Raw genomic sequence first — 20764 nt, forward strand, 5'->3', positions numbered from 1 at the left:
TCAAATATCGCAAGGAAGGGAAAGCTTTGCAGTGACCGTAGTCACAGAGGGGGATAGAGTCTAACTTAGGCGATTTATGAGTCGTGCCACCAACAAGTTTTGGGCACGACGGCTGTGGTTCGGAGCAAGTTGGTCCCCACAGCGATATCTGGTGGCAACACATTGATGATGCAAGCGCACTATTTTTAACACAAAATCACCGTCATCTTCTTCGGCCCGTGGGCGCCGATAACCAACGATTGCTCGATGTCTGCCGTTTTAGAAGGGCCGGCGATAAAGACGCCGAAGCCGGGAATTTCTTCAATCTTTTTGTAGGCATGGTGCATATTGCCGACCAGCGTTTTGCGCTCGACAACCACAATTAGGTGCACCACAATAAAAGGTAAGGCTCGTATCCCAGCGAGGCTTTCCGGCACCCAAATGGCTCCGTTTTCTGCTGTGCCAAAAGCGCCTTTGATAATGCCAGCTTCAACGTATCGCAGATCCGATGGCTTTTTGACGGTAGCCAGATCTATTCCGGAGGAATAAAGGTCAGGCAGTGTCGTTATCACCTGTTGATAGGCCCTGGTCTGTTCTGCAACTGCTGCTTTGACTTCTTCTTCGCTTCTGCATGAAATAACAGTCACGTGGTTGGCTTCCAGTGAAGTGGTAAAAGTAGCCTCAAGGTCTTTACTTACCTCAAATGCTGGAATTTCAGGCAGCGGCTTTGGCTCAAGTCCCAGCTTGCGGATGTTGCCAAGCATCTTTTCTCTGCTGCTCATGATTTCCGGTTTTTGGCATACCACTCTTTGAAACTGGCCTTGGGTGGTGCCGGCAAATCTCTTTGCTTGCCCCACGCATTGAGCGGGTTGTTGATCAGAGACTTTGGCAATAGCGATAGCGACTTTCTTGCCAGCTTTCCCAACATGTTGTAGAGCGACGGCGAAGCGAGCACTTTGGCAGCCAGTGTCATCGAAATTCTTTTCCCGGCTCCGTCCAGCTTTTCATCGGCCACTACCTGCCTCCACTCGTAAAGCTGCTCGTGGATATTGATTTTCACGGGACACACGTCGCTGCAGGACCCACACAGCGTAGAGGCAAAAGGAAGCGATTGATGTTTCTTTAAATCCACTCCTGGCGATAAGATGGAACCGATAGGGCCGGGCACTGTTGCGTCGTAACTGTAGCCACCACTGCGGCGGTAAATCGGGCAGGTATTCATGCAGGCACCGCAGCGTATGCACTTCAGGCTGTTGCGGAACTTCTCCCGACTGAGCTGCTCCGTGCGCCCATTGTCTACCAGAATGATATGCATCTCCTGGCCTGATCTTGGCCTGTGGAAATGGCTGGTGTAGTTGGTGATGGGCTGGCCTGTGGCACTTCGTGCCAACAGTCGGGTGTAAACACCGAGATGCTCCAGCTTCGGGATCAGCTTTTCGATGCCCATGCAGGCAATATGAACGGGAGCCAAATGCACCCCCATGTCGGCATTGCCTTCGTTGGTGCAAACGACGAAGCCGCCCGTTTCTGCAATGCCGAAGTTGACGCCAGTCAGAGCGATGTCCGCTTCTATGAATTTGTTGCGGAGGTGCTGCCGGGCGGCTTCCGTCAGGTATTGTGGATCGTTGTTGCCTTTTTCCGTCTGTAGGTGCTCGTGGAATATTTCTGAGATGTCTTCTTTTTTCAGGTGGATGGCTGGCATCACAATATGGCTGGGGGGCTGCCGCACAAACTGGATGATCCGCTCCCCCAAGTCAGTGTCGACTACTTCAAATCCATGCGCTTCCAGATGCTCGTTGAGGTGACACTCTTCTGTGAGAATCGATTTGCTTTTTACCAGCTTTTGAGCGTTGTGCTTCTGAAGAATCGAGGTGACAATTTCGTTGTGCTCTTTGGCGTCGGCGGCCCAATGCACGTTGATACCATTGGCTATGGCATTTTTTTCGAACTCTTCCAGGTAGCCGGCAAGATTGGAAAGTACGCTGTCTTTGATGCCCGATGCTAGCTCCCGCAGCTGCTCCCATTCCGGGATTTGCTTGCTGGAGACATCACGCTTGCTCCGCACCCACCAAAGCGTTTCGTTGTGCCAATCGACTTTTTTATTGTCTTTGAGGAAAGTTACGGTGTTGGTGCTATGGCTCATGCTGATACTCCGTTTAATATCTCCGCTACGTGCATCACCTTCACTTTCATGTTGTTTCTACCGATAATGCCTTCCAGATGCATCAGGCACGACATGTCGTTGCCCACGATGAACTCAGCTTCGTGATCTGTATGGTCTTTGATTCTGTCCTTGCCCATTTTTACCGAAAGCGCTTCTTCCCCAACAGCGAACGTGCCGCCGAAGCCACAGCACTCTCCAGGCATGTGAAGGTCAACCAAGTCAAGTCCTTTTACTTTCTGAAGGAGGGCGGCCGTCTTATTAAATGGCGGAATATTTAGCTCCGGAGCTGCCGCAATTCTTAAGCCTCTCAGCCCATGGCATGAGGCATGAAGTCCCACTTTGTGGGGAAAGGCGGTTTCAATTTTATCAACTTTCAGAATGTCGTGCAGGAATTCTACCAACTCGTACACATTGTTTCTAATCGAGCCAGCTTCAGTTTCCCTGCTAGCTGAATGCAGGTGGTCTTTCACGTGGAGGGTGCAGCTACCTGAGGGGCAAACGACGTAATCGTATCCTGCAAAGTTATCGATGAACAGCTCGTCAATCTTTTCATTTTTTGACTCATAGCCTGAGTTCGCCATTGGCTGACCGCAGCAGGTTTGGTTCTTTGGGTAATCCACCTCGCAGCCCAGCTTTTCCAGTAGCTCCAAAGTGGCAATGCCAACCTGAGGGTAGAATTGGTCGACGTAACAGGGAATGAAAAGCGCAATTTTCATGGACTAACTCGAGGGAGAATGCTTTTTAACGTTATAGTTCTTGCTAAGAAATTCTTTGGTGATCGTTCGGTAATTTACCAATAAAGCAGCGCCGAGAGCAGTGCCCAGGGCAAAAGAAGTGGAATAAATTTTATAAGCGGGCAGTTTGTTGGCCAGCATTTTCACAAACACTTCATTGGAACTAAAGCCACCATCAATAAATATTCTTTTGATATCGGTGTCTCCAATGGCCAGCTTGAGAGAGGCAATCTGCAAATCCGTTAGTTCATCGATAAGATGAAAATAGGCGTCTTCATAGCTCCCGAAAACAGAAAGATCCTGGTTCGGGTTGTTTGCAAAGCCGAATCGCTCCGGGTGCAGTACACTATGATCGAACAACAGTCCTTTGCTTGATTTCCTCTTTGACTTGAAATCTTTTTTCCAGGCAACAGACTTGTAAGTCTGATAGTCGATGTTGAAAAATTCGCTGAGCAGTTTGGCCTGATTGCTAAGATGTTTTCCCAGAAATAACCGGGAAGCCTTAACTGAAATACCCTTTGCGCTAAAAAAATTCAAGCAATCGGCACTTAGCTCAGCGGCCGTCAGCACCTTGTCGTTGAAGATGTTCATGCAAATGCTCCAGGTGCCCGTTGATATGAGCACGAACGGTTCGTCGTTGGCCTGAATGTAGGGCACGAGGGCAGAAGAGCTGTCGTGCACGCCTATACCCACATGGATCGGCTTGCCGTTGATGTCGATATGGGTAGTTTTTGTAGATTCCTCGATGGGAGTGAGAAACTGAACCAGTCCTTCTTTCTCCAGCCAGTCGGCATATTTGTTTTGCCCAAAATCCCAAAGTCCTGTGTGGCAGCCTAAGCTGGTGAAGTCTGTGGTGGCTTCGCCTGTAAACAAGTAGCTGAGGTACTGAGGGAAATGGAGGCTCCTGTGGAGCTTTTTGAACGCTTCTGGCTTGGCATATTTCAGGTAGTATAGCTGTAGGCCAGAATTAAGCATGCCCATGGACGGGCTAGCAGTAGACACTGAAAATCTTTCCTCCGGGCCATATTTGCTGAAGAAGTCTTTTGATAATTCCTCAGGAAATGGCTTCAGATAGTTGATAAAGGGAGTAACCAGCTCTCCTTGTTCATCGAGGTGTACCATGGAAGCACCATAGGTTGAGAAGTTGATTGCCTTGACGTCGTATGTGGGGTCTTGAAGAACTTTGTTGGCACTCTCCTTCACCCATTTAACAAGGGATGTGAGATCTTCCGACAAAAAGCCATCTTCGTCAGGAATCTCATCAAACCTGATATACTCATGCGAGATTTCGGAGAGGTCCTCGTCAAAAAGGAAGAGCTTCTTGTTCGTTTTTCCAATATCAAATATCAGTGTGACTGGCTTTCCCATATCAGAGGCCTGTTGCTACTGTTTTCAATCCCCGTTTTGCGATAAGCTGCTTTCGTATTTGATTTTCTCTGAACGAATGCAATGGATCGCAAGCGCCCCCCATGCGCATGCGGGACTCTGCCACCAGGGCCCGTACATCGGTACGGAAGGCATTTTGAAGCACTTCCTGCGCCGCCGATACGTCGTTGGCAGCCTGAGCTTTTTTCAATACTGCTCTGTCAACAATGAGCGCCTGGGCGTAAGCAATTTTGATAGCTTCAATAGCCTGAATCAAATCTTCGATAGGATCCTTGAGGTTGTGGCTGGCGTCAATCATCCACGACAGTTCGGGGTTCTTTGTATTTTGCATACCGTCTACCAGTTCGTTGAAGATAAGAAAGAATTGGTAGGGCTTGATGCTGGCCACGGTTAAATCGTCGTCTCCGTATTTAGAGTCGTTGAAATGGAAGCCACCAAGTTTTTTCTGCATCATGAGAATGGCTACAATCTGCTCGATATTGGTATTGGGCAGATGGTGCCCGAGATCGACAAGGCTCAAAGCTTTTTCGCCTAAGGAGCTTGCCAGTAAATGCGAGGTGCCCCAATCGGGTATCACCATCGAATAGAAATAGGGCTCGTAAGGCTTATATTCAACGAGCACTTTCCAGTCGGCAGGCAGGTGGTCGTAGATTTGTTGCAAGGAATCCTGTGTGCGTTGCAGTGCTTCTCTGAAATTCAGTTGGCCCGGAAACGACGAGCCGTCTGCCAGCCAAACCGTGAGTGCTTTGGAACCCAGCGCAACGCCGTGATCGATCACCTCTTTGTTGTGTGCGATGGCTTCGTCCCTCACATTTTTGTCGACATGGCACAGCGATCCAAATTTGTACGACACTTTGGCGTCGGGCTGATCCTGAAAGGTGTTTGAGTTGACAGCGTCAAACAGGAGCCCGTGAGAAGAAGCGAGTTGCTTGATGGCTGTCGCATCTTTCGGGATGTCCCACGGGATATGGAGGCTGATGGCGTTACTGGAAGCATTGAGCATGTGCAGTAAGCCCACGTCGTCAATTTTTTCTTCCAGAGAGCGAGGCTCTCCTCCTTCCGGGAAGCGGGCAAAACGAGTGCCTCCCGTGCCAAGTGCCCAGCTCGGGACGGCAATTTGGAAGGCATCTAGCTTTTTCAAAACCGATTCGACGCCGATGCCCTGGTCTGTCAGGGTATCGGCTAATGGAGTGAAGCGTTTTTGATGTTTCGCCTTTTGTTCGGCGTTATGCTGTAGGATGTTGTCCTTTGTGATCATATAATTTAAGAGGTAATGTGAGCCGGAAATGAATCCGGGTGTTTGCCTTCAAGCCGGGCAGGTTGTTTGATTTGTGAGGCAAGATAACCCTCCAAGAGGTTACAACCCTTGGAGGGTTTGACTTTCTACCTTACGAAAGCAGCGGCGACGCCGCCGTCAACGTTCAATATATTGCCGGTACTTTTGCTAAGCAAGCCTCCGGTAAATGCGAATACTGCATTGGCAATGTCGACTGTGCCGATGATCTCATTCAGCAAAGTACGCTTAGCGTAGAAAGCAGGCAATTCTTCGACGGTTACACCGTAGGCTTTGGCACGACCTTCGGCCCACTTGCCTTCCCATATTTTGCTGCCTTCAATTACAGCATCCGGGTTCACAACGTTTACCCTGATTTTTTCTGGCCCAAGCTCTGCTGCCAGTAGCCTGCTCATGTGTGCCTGTGCAGCTTTGGCGGAGCCATACACCACGTTGTTTGGCCCGGAAACCAATGCATTCTTACTGACAATATTCACTATGTCGCCGCCTAGTCCTTGTGCACGCAGAATATCGACACCCGCTTGAGATACCAAAAACTGTCCCTTGGTAAGCACATCCATCAGCAGGTCGTAGTCTTGCTCCGATGTATCAGTTATTGACTTGCTGATCGCCAATCCAGCTGAGTTCACAATAACATCAACGCCTCCAAATTCCAAGCACGCTTTTTTGAACGCCACTTTGATACTTTCTGGATTTGTGACGTCCATTTTTGCGTAGGTCGACACGTCCCTTTTGTAAGTTTTATTGGCTGCGGCGGCTCTGTCTTCATCGATATCTGTGATGATTACGCAGGCGCCTTCGGCTGCCAACTTATCGGCAATGGCCTTCCCAATACCGCCAGCACTTCCGGTAATGAGCGCCACTTTGCGGGACATGGGTTGCTCCTTTGGCATGCGTTGCAGCTTGGCTTCTTCCAATAGCCAGTACTCAATATCAAAGGCCTCCTGCAAAGGCAGGGCTACGTATTCAGAAATGGCTTCTGCCCCACGCATCACGTTGATAGCGTTGATGTAGAATTCTGACGCCACTCTGGTTGTCTGTTTGTTTTTTGCAAAAGAGAACATGCCTACACCCGGCCAGATGATGACCACAGGATTTGGATCACGCATGGCGGGGCTGTTGCTGCGCTTGTGATCATTGTAGTATTTCGCATACATTTCTCTGTACGCCTGGAAATAGGGTTCCAATTGCTTTTTGATGGCCGCTTTGTCACTCAGGTCTGCGTCTTTTGGTAAGTCGAGCACCAAAGGCCTGATCTTGGTTCGCAGGAAGTGGTCAGGACAGCTGGTGCCAAGTGGTGCCAGGCGCTCAAGGTCTTTGCTATTGGCAAACTGCAGCACCTTTTCGTCATCAGTGAAATGGCCAACCATGCGGTCGTAGCTTGACGCAAGGCCCCTTAACACCGGGGCTAGTTGCGCTGCCTGGTCTTTTCTTTTTTCAGGAGAAAGGGACTCCAGTATTTGCCCACCAAAAACTGGTCTTTTTTTGCCGTAGTTCTGCTCCAGGTACTCGCTCGCTATGTCAATTACCTCAAGACTGTTGATGTAGCAGTCATAGGCTGTGTCGCCCCAGGTGAACAGGCCGTGGCCGCCCAACATGATGCCTCTTATGCCAGGATTATCTGCCAGCGACTGTTTCAATTGAAGGCCCAGATCAAAACCAGGGCGCTGCCATGGCACCCACGAAATCTGGCCTTTGAAAAGGTCTTTGGTTATTTGCTCTCCGTCCTTCGATGCTGCGATGGCTATGGCTGCATCGGGGTGCAGGTGATCTATATGTTTGAAAGGCAGGAAGCCATGTAGTGGTGTATCGATCGACGGTGCTTTGGAGTCGAGGTCGTAGATGCAGTGGTTGAAAAGCGCCACCATTTCGTCTTCGAACTCAAGGCCGCGGTATACGTTTTCCAGCGACCGAAGCTTGTCATTGTAAAGCCCGGCCAACCCGCTGCGAGTAAGTGTGCCTATGTCTCCGCCGGATCCTTTGATCCACATCACTTCTACTTCTTTACCTGTTAGCGGATCCTTCTCCATGGTTTTGCAGCTGGTGTTGCCGCCGCCGTAGTTGGTGATGCGCAGGTCGGCACCTAGAATGTTGGAGCGATACAGGAGGAGGGCAACTTCATCGCCTTTTAGCTGGGCCGCTTTTGCGTCGTCCCATAGGTAGTTGACGTGTTTGAATGTTTTTGCGGGTGCACTCATGGTGTTATTGTATTAAAAGTTTTGTCGTCATTGTTAAGTTAAGAACGGACCGTCGCAAAGAGAACGTTTCGACAAGCCCGGCATGACATCTCGTTTCGAGACGTTATACATCAAAAATCAGTATCTGTTGTCTCATCACTGTCATGCACTATACTGTATGCGCTGTTTTTTTGTGTTTAATATATTTGTAACATTGGTTGTTGGTGAATAAACCCTATTAGTGTGTTGGAAGAGCTGTTGCTGGATATCAGAGAGAAATCGAGTGTGCCTAAATACAAGCAGATCGTAGGCAGCGTTATTTCCAGCATTGAAGCTGGAAAAATCAAGTATGGACAGAAGCTGCCATCCATCAATCAGGTGAGCTACGATTACCTTCTTGCCAGGGATACAGTGGAGAAGGCATACAATGAGCTGAAGGAGCTTGGCGTGATAGCAGCTGTGAAGGGCAAGGGATACTATATCAGCAACTCGGCACCTAAATCGCAACTCAAGGTGCTCATGCTCTTCAATAAGTTGAGTACTTATAAGAAGGAGATATACAACTCCATTGCACAGGAGTTGGGAGAAAAAGCGCACATCGATTTTTTTGTTTATCACTGCGATTTCGAACTTTTCGAGAAGATACTTACCGAGCACCTTACTGGCTACAGCTATTTTGTGCTAATGCCTCATTTTGCCGACCTGAATGTGGAAAAGCTGAATTCCTTGCTATCCAAAATACCCAGGGAGAAAATAATCATTCTGGATAACCGCATAGAAGGAGTAAATCACTTTAGTGGCTGCGTTTATCAGGACTTCAAAATGGATATTTATAATGCCCTGTCAGAAGCCAAAGAAAAGCTGAGCCGCTACAAAAAGCTTATCCTTGTGTTTCCCAAAAACGAAACGTATCCCTATACCAAAGACATTGTCACAGGTTTCAGAAGATTTTGTGGGTTCAGCAATGTGCCCCATGAGATTATCAGCGAAATAGGTTCTGAACACGTGATTGAAAGGAATACGGCTTATGTGGTCATTGAAGAAAGTGATCTGGTGAACCTGATCAAGCTTCAGCGGGCCAATGGAATGGAGCTGGCCAAAGATGTTGGCATCATTTCGTACAATGACACCCCGCTTAAAGAAGTGCTTAGCGACGGCATTTCTGTAATTACGACCGATTTCCGCAAAATGGGGAAGCTGGCTGCGAAGGCCATGCTGGAAAATAGCCCGATGGAGGTGAAGAACGACTTTCGGTTTATTGAGCGGAAGTCGGTGTAGCTATTAGTCGAGTTAATTTTTTAACTTGGGTATAATATTTTTCGATATGAAAAACGAAGAAAGAATTATCGAGCTTTTGATGGAGTACATCTCCAGGACTGACAAAATGGAGAAAGAATTCAAGGAAGAGATGGTTCAGCTCCGACGTGATTTTAATCAAACCAACTCACGACAAGAGGCACTGATGCAAGAGATATTCAAGCTCTCCAAAAGAGTCGGCAAGCTGGAGGATGAATCTTAGCACAAGCACTTGCCAAAGTTTCCGTGGTTGCAGATCCTAATGATAAATATTATTTCGTCAATTTCGACTGGCCTTGTCTTTTCTGTTCAGGTTCGTGAGTAAGTAGATTTTTCCTACTACTTCAACTCCACTTCCTCAACCCCAGCAACCTCTCCCCCAGCTCGGTAAGCTTGGCCGTTTCATAGTGCTTCTCCTCCCATTTTCTCGGGTCTCCCGGGAAGGCATATCCTTCTGGTGTCTTGCGTTTTTGCCATGATTCTATGCGCCATTGTCTGAGCTTTTCATCGTGTCCCCTCGCTGGCATCATAGAGAGGTACTGTGCCATTCGTACTTTGTTGACACTCCTATTGGGACGGATGCCATGAGCGAGCAGGCTGTTGAAAATGAGCAGATCGCCAGGCTCAAGCTTCACCTTTACAACCTCAAATCCTGATATATCGGGTTTGAACCGATCTCTGTCTTTTGGCTGTGTAAGCTTCCAGGTCTCGTAAGTACGGAAAAGCTCCGGCACGCACTGAAAGCCCCCAATGTTTTCGTCGGTTTGGTCACTAAGGGCCAGCACACCCTGCACATTTTGAGGCTTGGTTTCGGGGTCGTAGTCCCAGTGCATAAATCCTTTGAAGTCGTGGCCAGGTCGCAAAGGCAGGTTAAGGTTGGCTCTGTCGATGGTGACCCAAAGCTTTTCTGTTCCCCAAATGTCTGCAAAAGCATCGTGCACTCTTGGAGTTTGCCGGTTGTCCCACAGGTACTGGTGATTAAAGATTTCCACCATGCCGCTATGGTGTAGCTCTTTCATTTCCATCAGTGCCCTTGGCGGGGCGTACCATGTGTTTGGATTGTCAGGGTCTTTTTCTTCAAACTCCCAGATCAGTTTGGCCAGCCGCTCGACTTGCGCTTTTGGCACGGCCTGTTTGATTACAATGTAGCCGTTGCGCACCCAAAAATTCCAATCGTCTTCACTCAGCACTTTCAATGGCTGCCAGGCAGACCGGTCGTTAAGGGTAAATTCTTCGTAGATAGCCGTGGACTTATTCTGTTCTCCGTCGTCGGGAACAAAAGGTTGTGCATTTTTTGGAGCGAGCGACTGCATAATTGAAAAGATACGAAGAAGAAATTGCGAAACTTTTCATTGAGGTGATTTTTGTTGTTCAATCATTCGCCGGCAGCACGTGTTCTGCCGCTGCTCACCATGCCTGTTATGATTGATCGTAGAAATCACTAAATTGACTTTACCTAAACTATATAGCATACCTGCGATGAATTTACAAAACTACAGGGCCTCGTCTACTGGCTCATTTGCTCCCTATTTGCCAATATTGACGGCTCTGTTGCTTGGAATGCTGCTGATCGAGGGCTGTAAGCCACAGACCAAAGGAGATCAGGAAACAACTGTTTCCACTGCTGATTCCACCATTCTAAAAGTGGTGCAGGACAATCAAGCCAATACCATTTCCATATTCCGGGCGGGCGAAAACGAGCCTATTGTTACGCAAAATGTAAGACCCGATTTCCGCCCTTACTTGCATCCCATTGTAGCCCCAGACGGCAAGGGTCAGCTCACGGAATACAGCCCGGGGCACCACAAACATCAAACGGGCCTCTACTGGGGCTTTACCAGGGTAAATGACCGGGACTACTTCCATCATCCCGAAGGTGACTACTGGCGGAAAGTGTCGGCAGAAGTGATTGAAGCCGAAGGCAAGGTGGTGAAATGGCAAACGGTTTATGACCTGCTTGATGAGCAGGGCAATCCCGTGCTGACAGAAACTCAAAACTGGTCGATGAGGGAGACGGGAGGCAAGTTCTTGCTTGACCTCGAATGGAACGGGCTTGGCAAAACAGACGTCACTATTGGCGAGTATGACTACGGCGGACTATTCCTTCGGATGCCATGGGTAGAAGGTATCAAAGGGGAAGTGGTGAATGCCGCCCGTCAGAAGAATGAAAAAGCCGAAGGTCAGCGGGCATACTGGGTGGACGCCGGCATGCAGGTAGCTGGTCGTGATGACCTGGCGCACATCGCCATTCTCGATCACAAGGAAAACAAGGGCTTTCCACAGACGTGGAGAGTGGATGGCCAGCTAGGCATTGGCCCGGCCCGTGCCCGCATGGGCGACTGGACAATTGCCAAAGGAGAAACAGAGACTATCAAACATGAGATTGTGGTCTACACAGGCGAACTCAATGATGTGGAAATGACCGAAACATGGCAAGACTACGTGGGCGATCATAATATGTACTCCACAGCAGTACTTTGGGGCATAGCCCAGGAAGAGGGAAGAAATGCCAAATTTCTGAAGCCCGAAGAGGCAGTGGAGGCCATGACAGTCAAAGATGGCTACGACGTAAACGTGTGGGCGGCCGAGCCTATGATGTCGCAGCCGATGGCTTTTTGCTGGGATGACAAGGGAAGGCTGTGGATTGCAGAAAACAAAGACTATGAGTCGAGGGGATATGGTTTCTCAAAAGCGGGAAACAGCCGGATACTTATCCTGGAAGACACCGACCATGATGGTGTCGCCGATAGCCGCAAAGTGTTTCTTGAGGGTATTGCTTTTCCTTCGGCGATAGCCGTTGGTTTCGATGGTGTGTTTGTTGGCGCACCACCTAACCTGCTTTTTGTGCCTGACAAAAACCATGATGATAAAGCCGAAATGGATGACATCGAAGTTCGGCTGACAGGCTGGGGCATCCGTGACAGACACGAAACACTGAATAGCTTTCACTGGGGGCCTGATGGCTGGCTTTACGGTTTGCAGGGGTTTGCCACACCTTCCAAAGTGAAACTGGCGAAAGGAAAAGGCCGGATATATGGTCACAATGATCCTTTTCCTGAAGACATATTTGAAGGAAAAGGCACCGATATCAACGGAGGCGTTTGGCGCTACCATCCTACCAAAGATGAATTCGAAGTAGTATCACATGGGTTCAGCAATCCGTGGGGCATAGACTTTGACGCAAAAGGGCAGCTGTTTATCAGCGCTTGCGTTATACCACACCTCTGGCACGTAATTCCCGGAGGTATTTATCATCGCCAGGGCGGGCAGCACTTCAATCCTTACGTGTATAATGACATAAAAACGATTGCCGACCACCGGCATCGTTCTGCCCATGGCGGCTTGAGAATCTACCAGTCTGACGCTTTTCCTGCGGAGCAGCAAGGCCGCCTGTTCATGGCCAATATCCATGAGCATGCCGTGTTGTCGGATGTGTTGGAGCCCAAAGGCTCTGGCTTCGTTGGCCACCATGGTGAAGAGTTTTTGATGGCCAACAATGCGCAGTGGGTAGGGTTCAGCATGGAGCTGGGGCCGGAAGGAGCGCTGTACGTGCTCGACTGGCACGACGCAGATATTTGCGGCAAGGAGGTGCTCAATGAAGAAACTGGCCGCATTTTCAGGATCGCACCGAAGCAGTCGCTGGCAGAAAACTGGGAAGGACGATACAGTGACCTGAGCAAAATGACCGATGATCAGCTTGTAGCGCTTCAAACGAACAAGAGCTCATGGCATGCCAGAAGAGCCAGGCTTATTCTTCAGGGAAGAGCAGCAAAAGCGCCTCTGGCAAAGGAGGTGCATGACCAGCTTCGAAAGATATACCAGAACAACACCAGCACAGATTTTAGGCTAAATGCCATGTGGGCCTTGCACGTGACCAGGGGCTTTACCGAAGCTCAGCTCATAGAAGCGTTGGGTGATAAGGATGAATACGTGCGTGGCTGGGCTGTTCAATTGCTAAGCGAAGACAAGGCTCCGGTGCAGGCTGTGGAGAAATTTGTGGCCATGGGAGAGAAAGATAAATCGGCTGTGGTGAGGCTTTACCTTGCCTCGGCGCTTCAGCGCATTCAGCCGGAACAAAAATGGGCGGTTGCCGAAGCTTTGATGAGTCACGCTGAAGACGTGGAAGACCATAACCTGCCAAAAATGATCTGGTTTGGCACGGAGCCCCTCGTGGCTGAAAATCCTGACAGGGCACTCCAGCTTGCAGCAAAAAGCAAAATCCCAATGCTCGCAGAATACATTGCCAGACGGGTGGTGGATGCGGACGCCACAGAGAAACTTATCGCAGCCATCGGGAAGAAGCCTGAAACAACGCTGAGCATGCTGGAAGGCATGCGCAATGGATTGGAGGGACGCACCGATTTGAGTGCACCGGCCAGTTGGCAGAAAGTGTATGACAACCTGCAGAGCTCCCGGGATGTGAAGGTGAAGCAACTGGCATTGGAGGTAGCGCAGTTCTACGGAGACACCGAGGCAGCCAAACAATACCTGGCCACGCTGAAGAACAAAAACACACCTATTGACCAACGATTGAAAGCGTTGAATTCTCTCGCCGATCAGCAGCGGGAAGAGCTTGTTCGGGAAATCCCAACTTTATTGAATGAGGAGGCTTTGCGGATCGATGTGATCAGGGCCGTAGCTGCCTTTGACGACAACTCATTGGGCCAGCTGCTCATCGATAAGTACGCAAGCTTCAACAGGCAGGAGAAACTGGAAGCTGTGCAAACGCTGGCCTCCAGGCCTGAATATGGATGGTCGCTCACTCAGGCTATAAAAAGCGAAAAAATTCCCAAGCCTGATGTACCAGCCTATGTGGCTCGTCAGCTAAGGCGGGTGGTTGGGAGTGGGTTTGTTGAAGTTTGGGGGCCTATCGACGAATTGGGATCGGACATAGCCGCCGATTACAAGAAGTACACAGCGCTGCTGACTGATCAGGCTATTGCAAGCGCCAATGTCGTCAATGGTAAAATGATTTTTCAGCGTACTTGCGGTGCCTGCCACAAAATGTATGGCGAAGGTGGCAGCATTGGGCCCGAGCTGACTGGCTCCAATCGGGCCAACCTCGACTACCTGCTGAGCAACGTCCTTGATCCTAGCGGCGAAATTCAGGATGACTACAAAATGGTGGTCATCACCACCAGAGACGGGCGCACCTACTCAGGCAACGTGAATGCGGAAAATGAGCGGCAACTAACCCTTAGAGTTGTAGGACAGGATGCGGTGGTGATCAATAAGTCCGACATTCAGTCAAGGGAAGAATCGGCTAATTCGATGATGCCCCCGGGATTGTTCAAGACGCTGACCGATAAAGAGGTCATCGATTTGGTGGGCTACCTGAGAACATCACAGCAGATAGCTCCCAGTGCCGAGTGATCTTTTTCTTTTTAGGCACAGTAATCATTTTTGGTACACATAAAGGAATGCCGGAGCTAATAAATCTCCGTCAATAGAAGAAAAAGTTATGCAGATAGTCATTACCGATGGATATACCCTTAATCCCGGAGACCTTAGCTGGGACGCACTTCATCAGCTGGGTGAAGTGAAATACTATGATCGAACGTCGCCGCTGGAAATGATTGAGCGATGCAAGGAGGCCCACGTGATTGTCACCAACAAAACCCCAGTCACAGCCGAAACCATAAAAGCTTGTCCACATTTGAAGCTGATTGCCGTCACCGCCACGGGCTACAATATTGTGGATGTGGCAGCGGCGGGAAATGCGGGTGTGCCCGTTTGCAATGTCCCCATTTACGGGACGCATTCAGTGGCCCAGCATACTTTCGCACTGATTCTTGAGCTTACAAATCGGGTGGGACAAAACTCTCAGAGGGTAAGCAAAGGTGATTGGTCGGAGGCTAAAGATTGGTGTTTTACGAGCGGCCCATTGATTGAGCTTTTGGACAAAACGATAGGCATTGTGGGTTTGGGAAGAATTGGCGAGCAGGTAGCGAGAATGGCAGAAGCGTTTGGGATGAAAGTCATTTACCATAACAGAAGTCCCAAACAGGTTGGCTGGAAATCCCGAACGGTTGAGGAGCTTTTTAAAGAAAGTGATTTCGTATCAATCCATTGCCCGCTTACCAGCGAAAACGAAAAATTCATCAATGAGCAATTGATTGCCACCATGAAGCCAAAAGCCTTTCTCATTAATACTAGCAGGGGGCAGCTGATCGACGAAGAAGCTCTTGCCAACGCTTTGCAGAAGGGTGTCATTGCCGGGGCTGCCCTGGATGTGCTTAGCAAGGAGCCGCCGCAAAAAGACAACCCACTTATCGGCCTGGGAAATTGTCTGATTACCCCTCACAATGCATGGTTGAGTTTCGAAGCCAGGAAGAGAATGATGGCTACTACCGTGGAAAATATTCAGGCGGCACTGAAGGGAAATCCGGTGCATGTAGTCAATCAGGGTAATTTAAAAAGTTGAACAATCTTTCTAATTGGCTGGCACAGTGAATATTAAGCGCTGGATCATGTGATCTGTTTTTTCAAATGTGTTAATTTTAGTGTTGAAAAGGAGAATTTTTAACTGACCTACCTATACCTACTATGAAAACTAAAGCCGATCGTCGTCGATTTTTAAAGAACCTCGGAATGGGGGGCGTAGGCGCAGGCCTGCTCTCAGCCGAAATGTCGTGTGCTCCCAACGAGAGGAAAGGGATAGCCGAAAACAACAAGCCCCTTGGCGAACGATCGACCAGGGCCTACAATGGGAAGTACAGCGACGATTATTTGAGCCGAATAGCCATGCCGATTGGCGGCATGGGCGCTGGCATGTTTTGTCTGGAAGGTGCAGGTGCCATTTCGCATGTGTCGGTGAGAAACAAGCCTGATATATTCAATGAGCCGGGCATGTTTGCCGCCATTTCTATTAAAGGAATGGACAAAGGAGCCAAAGTGCTGGAAGGCCCGGTTCCTGACTGGAAAAAGTTTGGGCTGAGAGATGCTGGCAATGGACTTGGTGGAGCCATTACCGGTTTGCCGCATTTCAAGAAAGCTACTTTTGAAACCCGGTTTCCATTTGCCTTGATCGAACTTGAAGATGACGACCTGCCGCTGAATGTTCAGATAACCGGCTGGAGTCCCTTTATTCCCGGCGATGATGATAACTCCAGCCTGCCAATTGGCGCCATTGAATACAAATTAAAGAACACAGGCGCTAGTTCGGTAGAAGCTGTATTCTCGTTTAACTCAAAGAATTTCCTTAAGGTAGACAATGGTACTAACGCAGTGAAGCCCATGACCTATGGGTTTGTACTGTCGGAAGCTGGTACAAAGGAGGAGCCTTCCAAAAAATGTGATTTTGCGATTTTCACAAACGACGCTGCGACAGTTGTTGATCATTGCTGGTTCCGTGGAGGATGGTGGGATCCGTTGACAATTACCTGGAACACCATAAAAAATGCCGAAGTGAAAGCCGTGGCGCCCGTAGAATCGGGTGCTCCAGGTGCTTCGTTATATGTTCCTTTTTCCCTCGCAGCAGGGCAGGAAAAGACGATCAAGGTAATGATGGCATGGTACAGCCCTGACAGCGATCAGTCGTTTGGGAAAATGGGCATTCGTGCGGAAGACTGTTTGCCCGAAGATGGATGCGCTGATTCACCTGATGAGCTGGATAAATACGATAAGAATTTTGATGCGAAGTTTTTCAAGCCCTGGTACAGTAGCAGGTTCTCAAGTGTAAATGAGGTGAGCAGCTATTGGATGGATAACTACGATGACCTGTACAGAAAATCAGATTTGTTCACAAAGGCTTTTTATGCCAGCACATTGCCGCCAGAGGTGGTTGAGGCTGTGGCAGCAAACTTGTCCATTCTCAAATCGCCAACAGTGCAAAGGCAATTCGATGGCCGTCTCTGGAATTTCGAAGGTTGTGGCGATTCGTGGGGCTGCTGCCACGGTTCTTGCACCCATGTGTGGAACTACGCACAGGCCATACCACATCTTTTTCCAGCGCTGGAAAGAAGCCTCAGGCACACAGAATTCTTTGAAAATCAAAATGCTCAGGGTCATCAGAATTTTCGGGCAACATCACCTATCAGGCTAAATGATCATAATTTCCATGCGGCAGCTGATGGCCAGCTTGGAGGCATTATGAAAGTATATAGAGAATGGCGCATTAGCGGAGACAATGCGTGGGTTGGCAAAATGTTCCCACTGGTGAAGTCCAGTATGGACTTTTGTATTCGTACGTGGGATCCATCGGAAAAGGGGGTACTGGAAGAGCCACACCACAACACCTACGATATTGAATTCTGGGGGCCGGATGGCATGCACATGAGCTTTTATGTGGGAGCGCTCAATGCGCTGGTGGCAATGGGTAAGTTCCTGGGCGAAGATGTTGGAAAGTATGAACAACTGGCCAGTCAGGGGAAGGCCTTTATGGAAAGTGAGCTGTACGATGGGGAATATTTCATTCAAAAAATAAAGGTTGATGGGCTTAAGGCTCCCAACCCTATTGAAGCTTCGGCGATCAGTATGGGAGGCCAATACTCTGATGAGGCCAGACAACTGCTGGAAGAGGAGGGGCCGAAGTATCAATATGGAAATGGCTGCCTTTCGGATGGTGTACTGGGTGCGTGGATTGCCAGAGTGTGTGGGCTGGAAGACCCGATTGACGCTGCAAAGCTAAAGAGCCATTTGCTGGCGGTGCATAAGTACAACCTGAAGGACAATCTCAGCGACCATGCCAATCCTCAACGACCCACTTTTGCTCTTGGTGACGATGGAGGCCTGCTCTTGTGTTCCTGGCCGAAAGGAGGTAAGCTTTCTTTGCCTTTCGTTTACAGCGATGAAGTGTGGACAGGTATCGAATACCAGGTGGCTGCCCACCTGATGGAAATGGGCGCTGTGGAGGAGGGACTGGAGGTTGTCCGCACGTGCCGTGACAGATATGATGGCCGGGTGCGAAACCCCTTCAATGAGTACGAATGTGGTAGCTGGTACGCCAGGGCGCTGTCGAGTTACGGCATGCTACAAGGGCTGACGGGGGTACGCTATGATGCTGTCGACAAAACACTTTATGTAGATTCAAGGGTCGGTGATTTTACCAGCTTCCTTTCAACAGAGAAGGGCTTTGGCACTGTAAGCTTAAAGGGTGGTCAGCCATCTTTGGATGTGGCTCATGGTGAGATTTCGGTAGATAAAGTAATTGTTTCCGGCAAGGAGGCGGCCTTGGTTTAGTAAGGATGTTGACTGTTCAGAAAGAACATATTATTTCCCTGCGCTACACAATGAAGGATGATCAGGGGGTGCTGTTGGAGGACAGAATGAGCGGGAGGCCAGTTGAATTTCTTTATGGTTCAGGAGAAATCCTGCCAGAACTCGAAGCCAACTTGTCGGGAATGGTGCCAGGTGACGTAGCTAACCTCAACTTCTCCACAGAGTTGGGCAACTCATTGGTGTCCTATTTTTTCGAAGTGGTGGTTGAAGATGTGCGAAAAGCTACCGAGAGCGAGATAGCGAATGGACGACCTGAAGGGGCCAAAGAAAACACGGACTGTGGGCCAGAGTGTGAGTGCTGGTAGCGTTTTTATTGCACTTCATTAGGAGGAGCCGTCGTTTGTACTTTGATCTCTGCTCGTCTGTTTTTCGAATGGTCGTCTTCGCCGCAATCCACGCCATCAGAACAAGTGTTCAGCAAAAGAGACTCACCAAACCCCTTGCCCTTCATTCGGAATTTATTGATCCCATTTGCAGCAAAATAGTTGAGTATGGTGGCAACCCTTCGATCAGACAGCTTTTGGTTGTATTCTACCGTTCCCCGGGAGTCTGCGTGGGCAGTCACGTTAAGTGTTGATTTAGGAAATCGCTTGAGCGTTTTCAGTATGTCAGCAAGCTCTGGGTAAGCTTCAGTGCTGAATCGGTATTTGTCAACGTCGAAGAATACTGTGGCTTTATCAACAAAAACTTCTTCGAGCACCAGGTCATTGAGGAGCTCGCCATAGTAGATATTATCTGTGTTCAGATTATACCCTTCGGGAAGGAAGCCTTCATTGGTAGCATCTATCCTATATTTTTCGTTCGGATAAACCAAAAATGCATACACTCCGTCAGTACCCGTTTGTACTGATTGCTGGGTGCCTGTGGCAGTGTTCGTTATTGTCACCAGAGCACCTTCAATGACCGACTGTGACTCGTTGCTGTAAATTTTTCCCTTTACAAACAGTTCGTGCTTCCAGAGTTTCAGTTTGATGCTGTCGTAGCCAATTCCTTTGCTGTATGTTGAGTATACAAGCGGTTCCAGTTGAGAATATCCATCCTTTTTCACTGTGAACGTGTAGTTTTTGTCGTAAAGCAAATCAATTTTGAACTCGCCGTTCTCATCGGAAGTAATATTGGTCGTTTGGTTGTCTTCGGCATTAAAAACTGAGATGCTGGCACCCAAAACTGTTTTAGCACTGTCCATGTGTTCGTACACACTGCCAGTAACAAAGTAGTAGTTGGATGTAAAGGCATAAAGATCGTCGAGGCCAAGGCCCTCCGGACGGTTGGAGGCAATATATCCCTTTCTACCGCTGTCATCAATCAGAATCGAGAAGTCATCGTGGGCGGAATTGAGTGGTGCCCCCATGTTTACGGCGTTGGTAAACGAGCCATGTTGTCTGTAACTGATATAAACGTCGAGACCTCCAAATCCTCCGAGGCCTGTTGATGCGAAGAAAAGTGTGGAATCGTTGTGGAGGTAGGGGTAAAACTCTTCTTCTGCAGTGTTGACTTCCGGTCCCAGGTTTTCAGGAGCCGACCATTTCCCATCTCTCAAATGTGAGACATAGATGTCTGACTTTCCAAATCCACCCGGCATGTTGGAGGCGAAGTAGATGCTCGTACCATTGGCATTCAGGGTAGGATGGCCTACTGAGTAGTTTTCGCTATTGAAGGGAAATGCCTGGACGTTGGCCCAGGTGCCGTCCGCATTGCAGTCGGCAAAAAAGATTTCAAGATTGATGAGCCTGGCACCGTTTTTTACGGAGGTATTTTTAGGGTTATTTCTTGTAAAAACGACCTTTTTTTTCTCACTGTAAAACCACAAGGGGCCATCATGAAACTTTGATTTCAGCAGGTCTCCGTATGCCAGGGGGTGGACGCTTTCTGATATTTCGATAGAGTCGAGCGGTACTTCGAAGTATTTGAGCATCACCTCGTCGTCGTTGTGGGCGGTGGAGGGCTGGTATTGGATCATTGTCTCTTGTTTTCTGGAGGAGACGAAGATCAGCTGGTTTCCTTTGAGTTGTGGTGAGAACTCAGACTGGGGTGAATTAATTACCAGACTGTTTATTTCATACAATTCTGGGTTCCTTTGGTAGTAGTCAATATTCTTGAGAAAGGCTAGCTTAAGCGCACTTCCCATCATATTTCCGTGATTGTCCAGTATTCGCTGATACCATTTTTTTGCTTCCGAATAGTTTCCATTCTTTCTCAATACTTCGGCATATAATAGTTTCACTTTCGGCTCGGTGCCCACACTGTCAACGAGTGCTGCCAGCCATGATTCGGCAGATGACGAATCGTCCAGCTTCAGGTAGCATTCCGCCACTCTTAGCTGAGCCTGCTTATTGTCAGGTGCTTTGTCAAGCTCCTTCAAATAGTAATATTGCGCTGTTCGGTAGTCCAGGTAGTGAAAGGCTTCATCAGCCTTCGACATGTTGCTTTTAAACAGTGAAGAGATGTTAGCGCCCTGTGCCATTAATTGCGTCAGGCAGCTCATCAAAACGATGGTGATGGCTAGGTGCTTCAT

The 20764-nt window shown here is 48.9% G+C and carries 14 protein-coding genes; 6 read left to right on the forward strand and 8 right to left on the reverse strand.

Annotated elements, in window-relative coordinates:
* Positions 1–185 precede the first annotated feature (185 nt).
* From GC130_RS17225 to GC130_RS17250, 6 genes are all read right to left on the reverse strand, one after another.
* Entirely contained in the window at positions 186–761 is a 576-nt protein-coding gene (locus GC130_RS17225) for an LUD domain-containing protein (protein ID WP_151999584.1), read from the reverse strand.
* Positions 758–2122 carry a lactate utilization protein B gene (locus GC130_RS17230; protein ID WP_151999585.1) on the reverse strand — a complete coding sequence of 455 codons (1365 nt, stop codon included), beginning with the start codon at positions 2120–2122 and terminating at the stop codon, positions 758–760. Before GC130_RS17230 ends, GC130_RS17225 begins: the two co-directional genes overlap by 4 nt.
* The gene (locus tag GC130_RS17235; RefSeq protein ID WP_151999586.1) at positions 2119–2859 is read right to left on the reverse strand and encodes a (Fe-S)-binding protein; all 741 of its coding nucleotides are present in this window, start codon (positions 2857–2859) and stop codon (positions 2119–2121) included. The genes GC130_RS17230 and GC130_RS17235 overlap by 4 nt, the downstream gene beginning before the upstream one ends.
* Before the next feature lie 3 nt (positions 2860–2862).
* Positions 2863–4245: an FGGY-family carbohydrate kinase gene (locus tag GC130_RS17240; protein WP_151999587.1), complete on the reverse strand. Its 1383-nt coding sequence runs from the start codon at positions 4243–4245 to the stop codon at positions 2863–2865.
* 1 nt (position 4246) lies between these two features.
* Positions 4247–5521: a TIM barrel protein gene (locus GC130_RS17245; protein ID WP_151999588.1), complete on the reverse strand. Its 1275-nt coding sequence runs from the start codon at positions 5519–5521 to the stop codon at positions 4247–4249.
* 125 nt (positions 5522–5646) lie between these two features.
* Positions 5647–7755, reverse strand: coding sequence for a bifunctional aldolase/short-chain dehydrogenase (locus tag GC130_RS17250; protein ID WP_151999589.1), 2109 nt, complete (start codon positions 7753–7755; stop codon positions 5647–5649).
* A gap of 222 nt (positions 7756–7977) precedes the next feature.
* On the opposite strand from GC130_RS17250, the gene GC130_RS17255 reads away from it, so the two are divergent.
* Both GC130_RS17255 and GC130_RS17260 read left to right on the forward strand, forming a co-directional pair.
* The gene (locus GC130_RS17255; RefSeq protein WP_193217894.1) at positions 7978–9012 is read left to right on the forward strand and encodes a GntR family transcriptional regulator; all 1035 of its coding nucleotides are present in this window, start codon (positions 7978–7980) and stop codon (positions 9010–9012) included.
* A gap of 46 nt (positions 9013–9058) precedes the next feature.
* The gene (locus tag GC130_RS17260; RefSeq protein ID WP_151999591.1) at positions 9059–9253 is read left to right on the forward strand and encodes a hypothetical protein; all 195 of its coding nucleotides are present in this window, start codon (positions 9059–9061) and stop codon (positions 9251–9253) included.
* A 121-nt stretch (positions 9254–9374) separates the two neighbouring features.
* Here GC130_RS17260 and GC130_RS17265 read toward each other — a convergent pair whose 3' ends face one another.
* Positions 9375–10343: a phytanoyl-CoA dioxygenase family protein gene (locus tag GC130_RS17265; RefSeq protein WP_151999592.1), complete on the reverse strand. Its 969-nt coding sequence runs from the start codon at positions 10341–10343 to the stop codon at positions 9375–9377.
* A gap of 166 nt (positions 10344–10509) precedes the next feature.
* On the opposite strand from GC130_RS17265, the gene GC130_RS17270 reads away from it, so the two are divergent.
* The 4 genes from GC130_RS17270 to GC130_RS17285 all read left to right on the forward strand — a co-directional run bounded on the left by GC130_RS17270 (position 10510) and on the right by GC130_RS17285 (position 18554).
* The gene (locus GC130_RS17270) at positions 10510–14403 is read left to right on the forward strand and encodes a PVC-type heme-binding CxxCH protein (protein ID WP_226940532.1); all 3894 of its coding nucleotides are present in this window, start codon (positions 10510–10512) and stop codon (positions 14401–14403) included.
* A gap of 88 nt (positions 14404–14491) precedes the next feature.
* A complete protein-coding gene (locus tag GC130_RS17275; RefSeq protein WP_151999593.1) occupies positions 14492–15454 on the forward strand; it encodes a D-2-hydroxyacid dehydrogenase in 963 nt (320 codons plus the stop codon).
* Between the two features lie 122 nt (positions 15455–15576).
* A complete protein-coding gene (locus GC130_RS17280; RefSeq protein WP_151999594.1) occupies positions 15577–18210 on the forward strand; it encodes a GH116 family glycosyl hydrolase in 2634 nt (877 codons plus the stop codon).
* A 5-nt stretch (positions 18211–18215) separates the two neighbouring features.
* Positions 18216–18554 (forward strand): FKBP-type peptidyl-prolyl cis-trans isomerase, encoded by a 339-nt coding sequence (locus GC130_RS17285; RefSeq protein WP_151999595.1) that lies wholly within the window; start codon positions 18216–18218, stop codon positions 18552–18554.
* A 5-nt stretch (positions 18555–18559) separates the two neighbouring features.
* Here the strand turns inward: GC130_RS17285 and GC130_RS17290 are convergent, their stop codons facing one another.
* A complete protein-coding gene (locus GC130_RS17290) occupies positions 18560–20764 on the reverse strand; it encodes a carboxypeptidase regulatory-like domain-containing protein (protein ID WP_151999596.1) in 2205 nt (734 codons plus the stop codon).

Origin of the sequence: Imperialibacter sp. EC-SDR9 (assembly GCF_902498805.1) — a bacterium.
GTDB lineage: Bacteria > Bacteroidota > Bacteroidia > Cytophagales > Cyclobacteriaceae > Imperialibacter.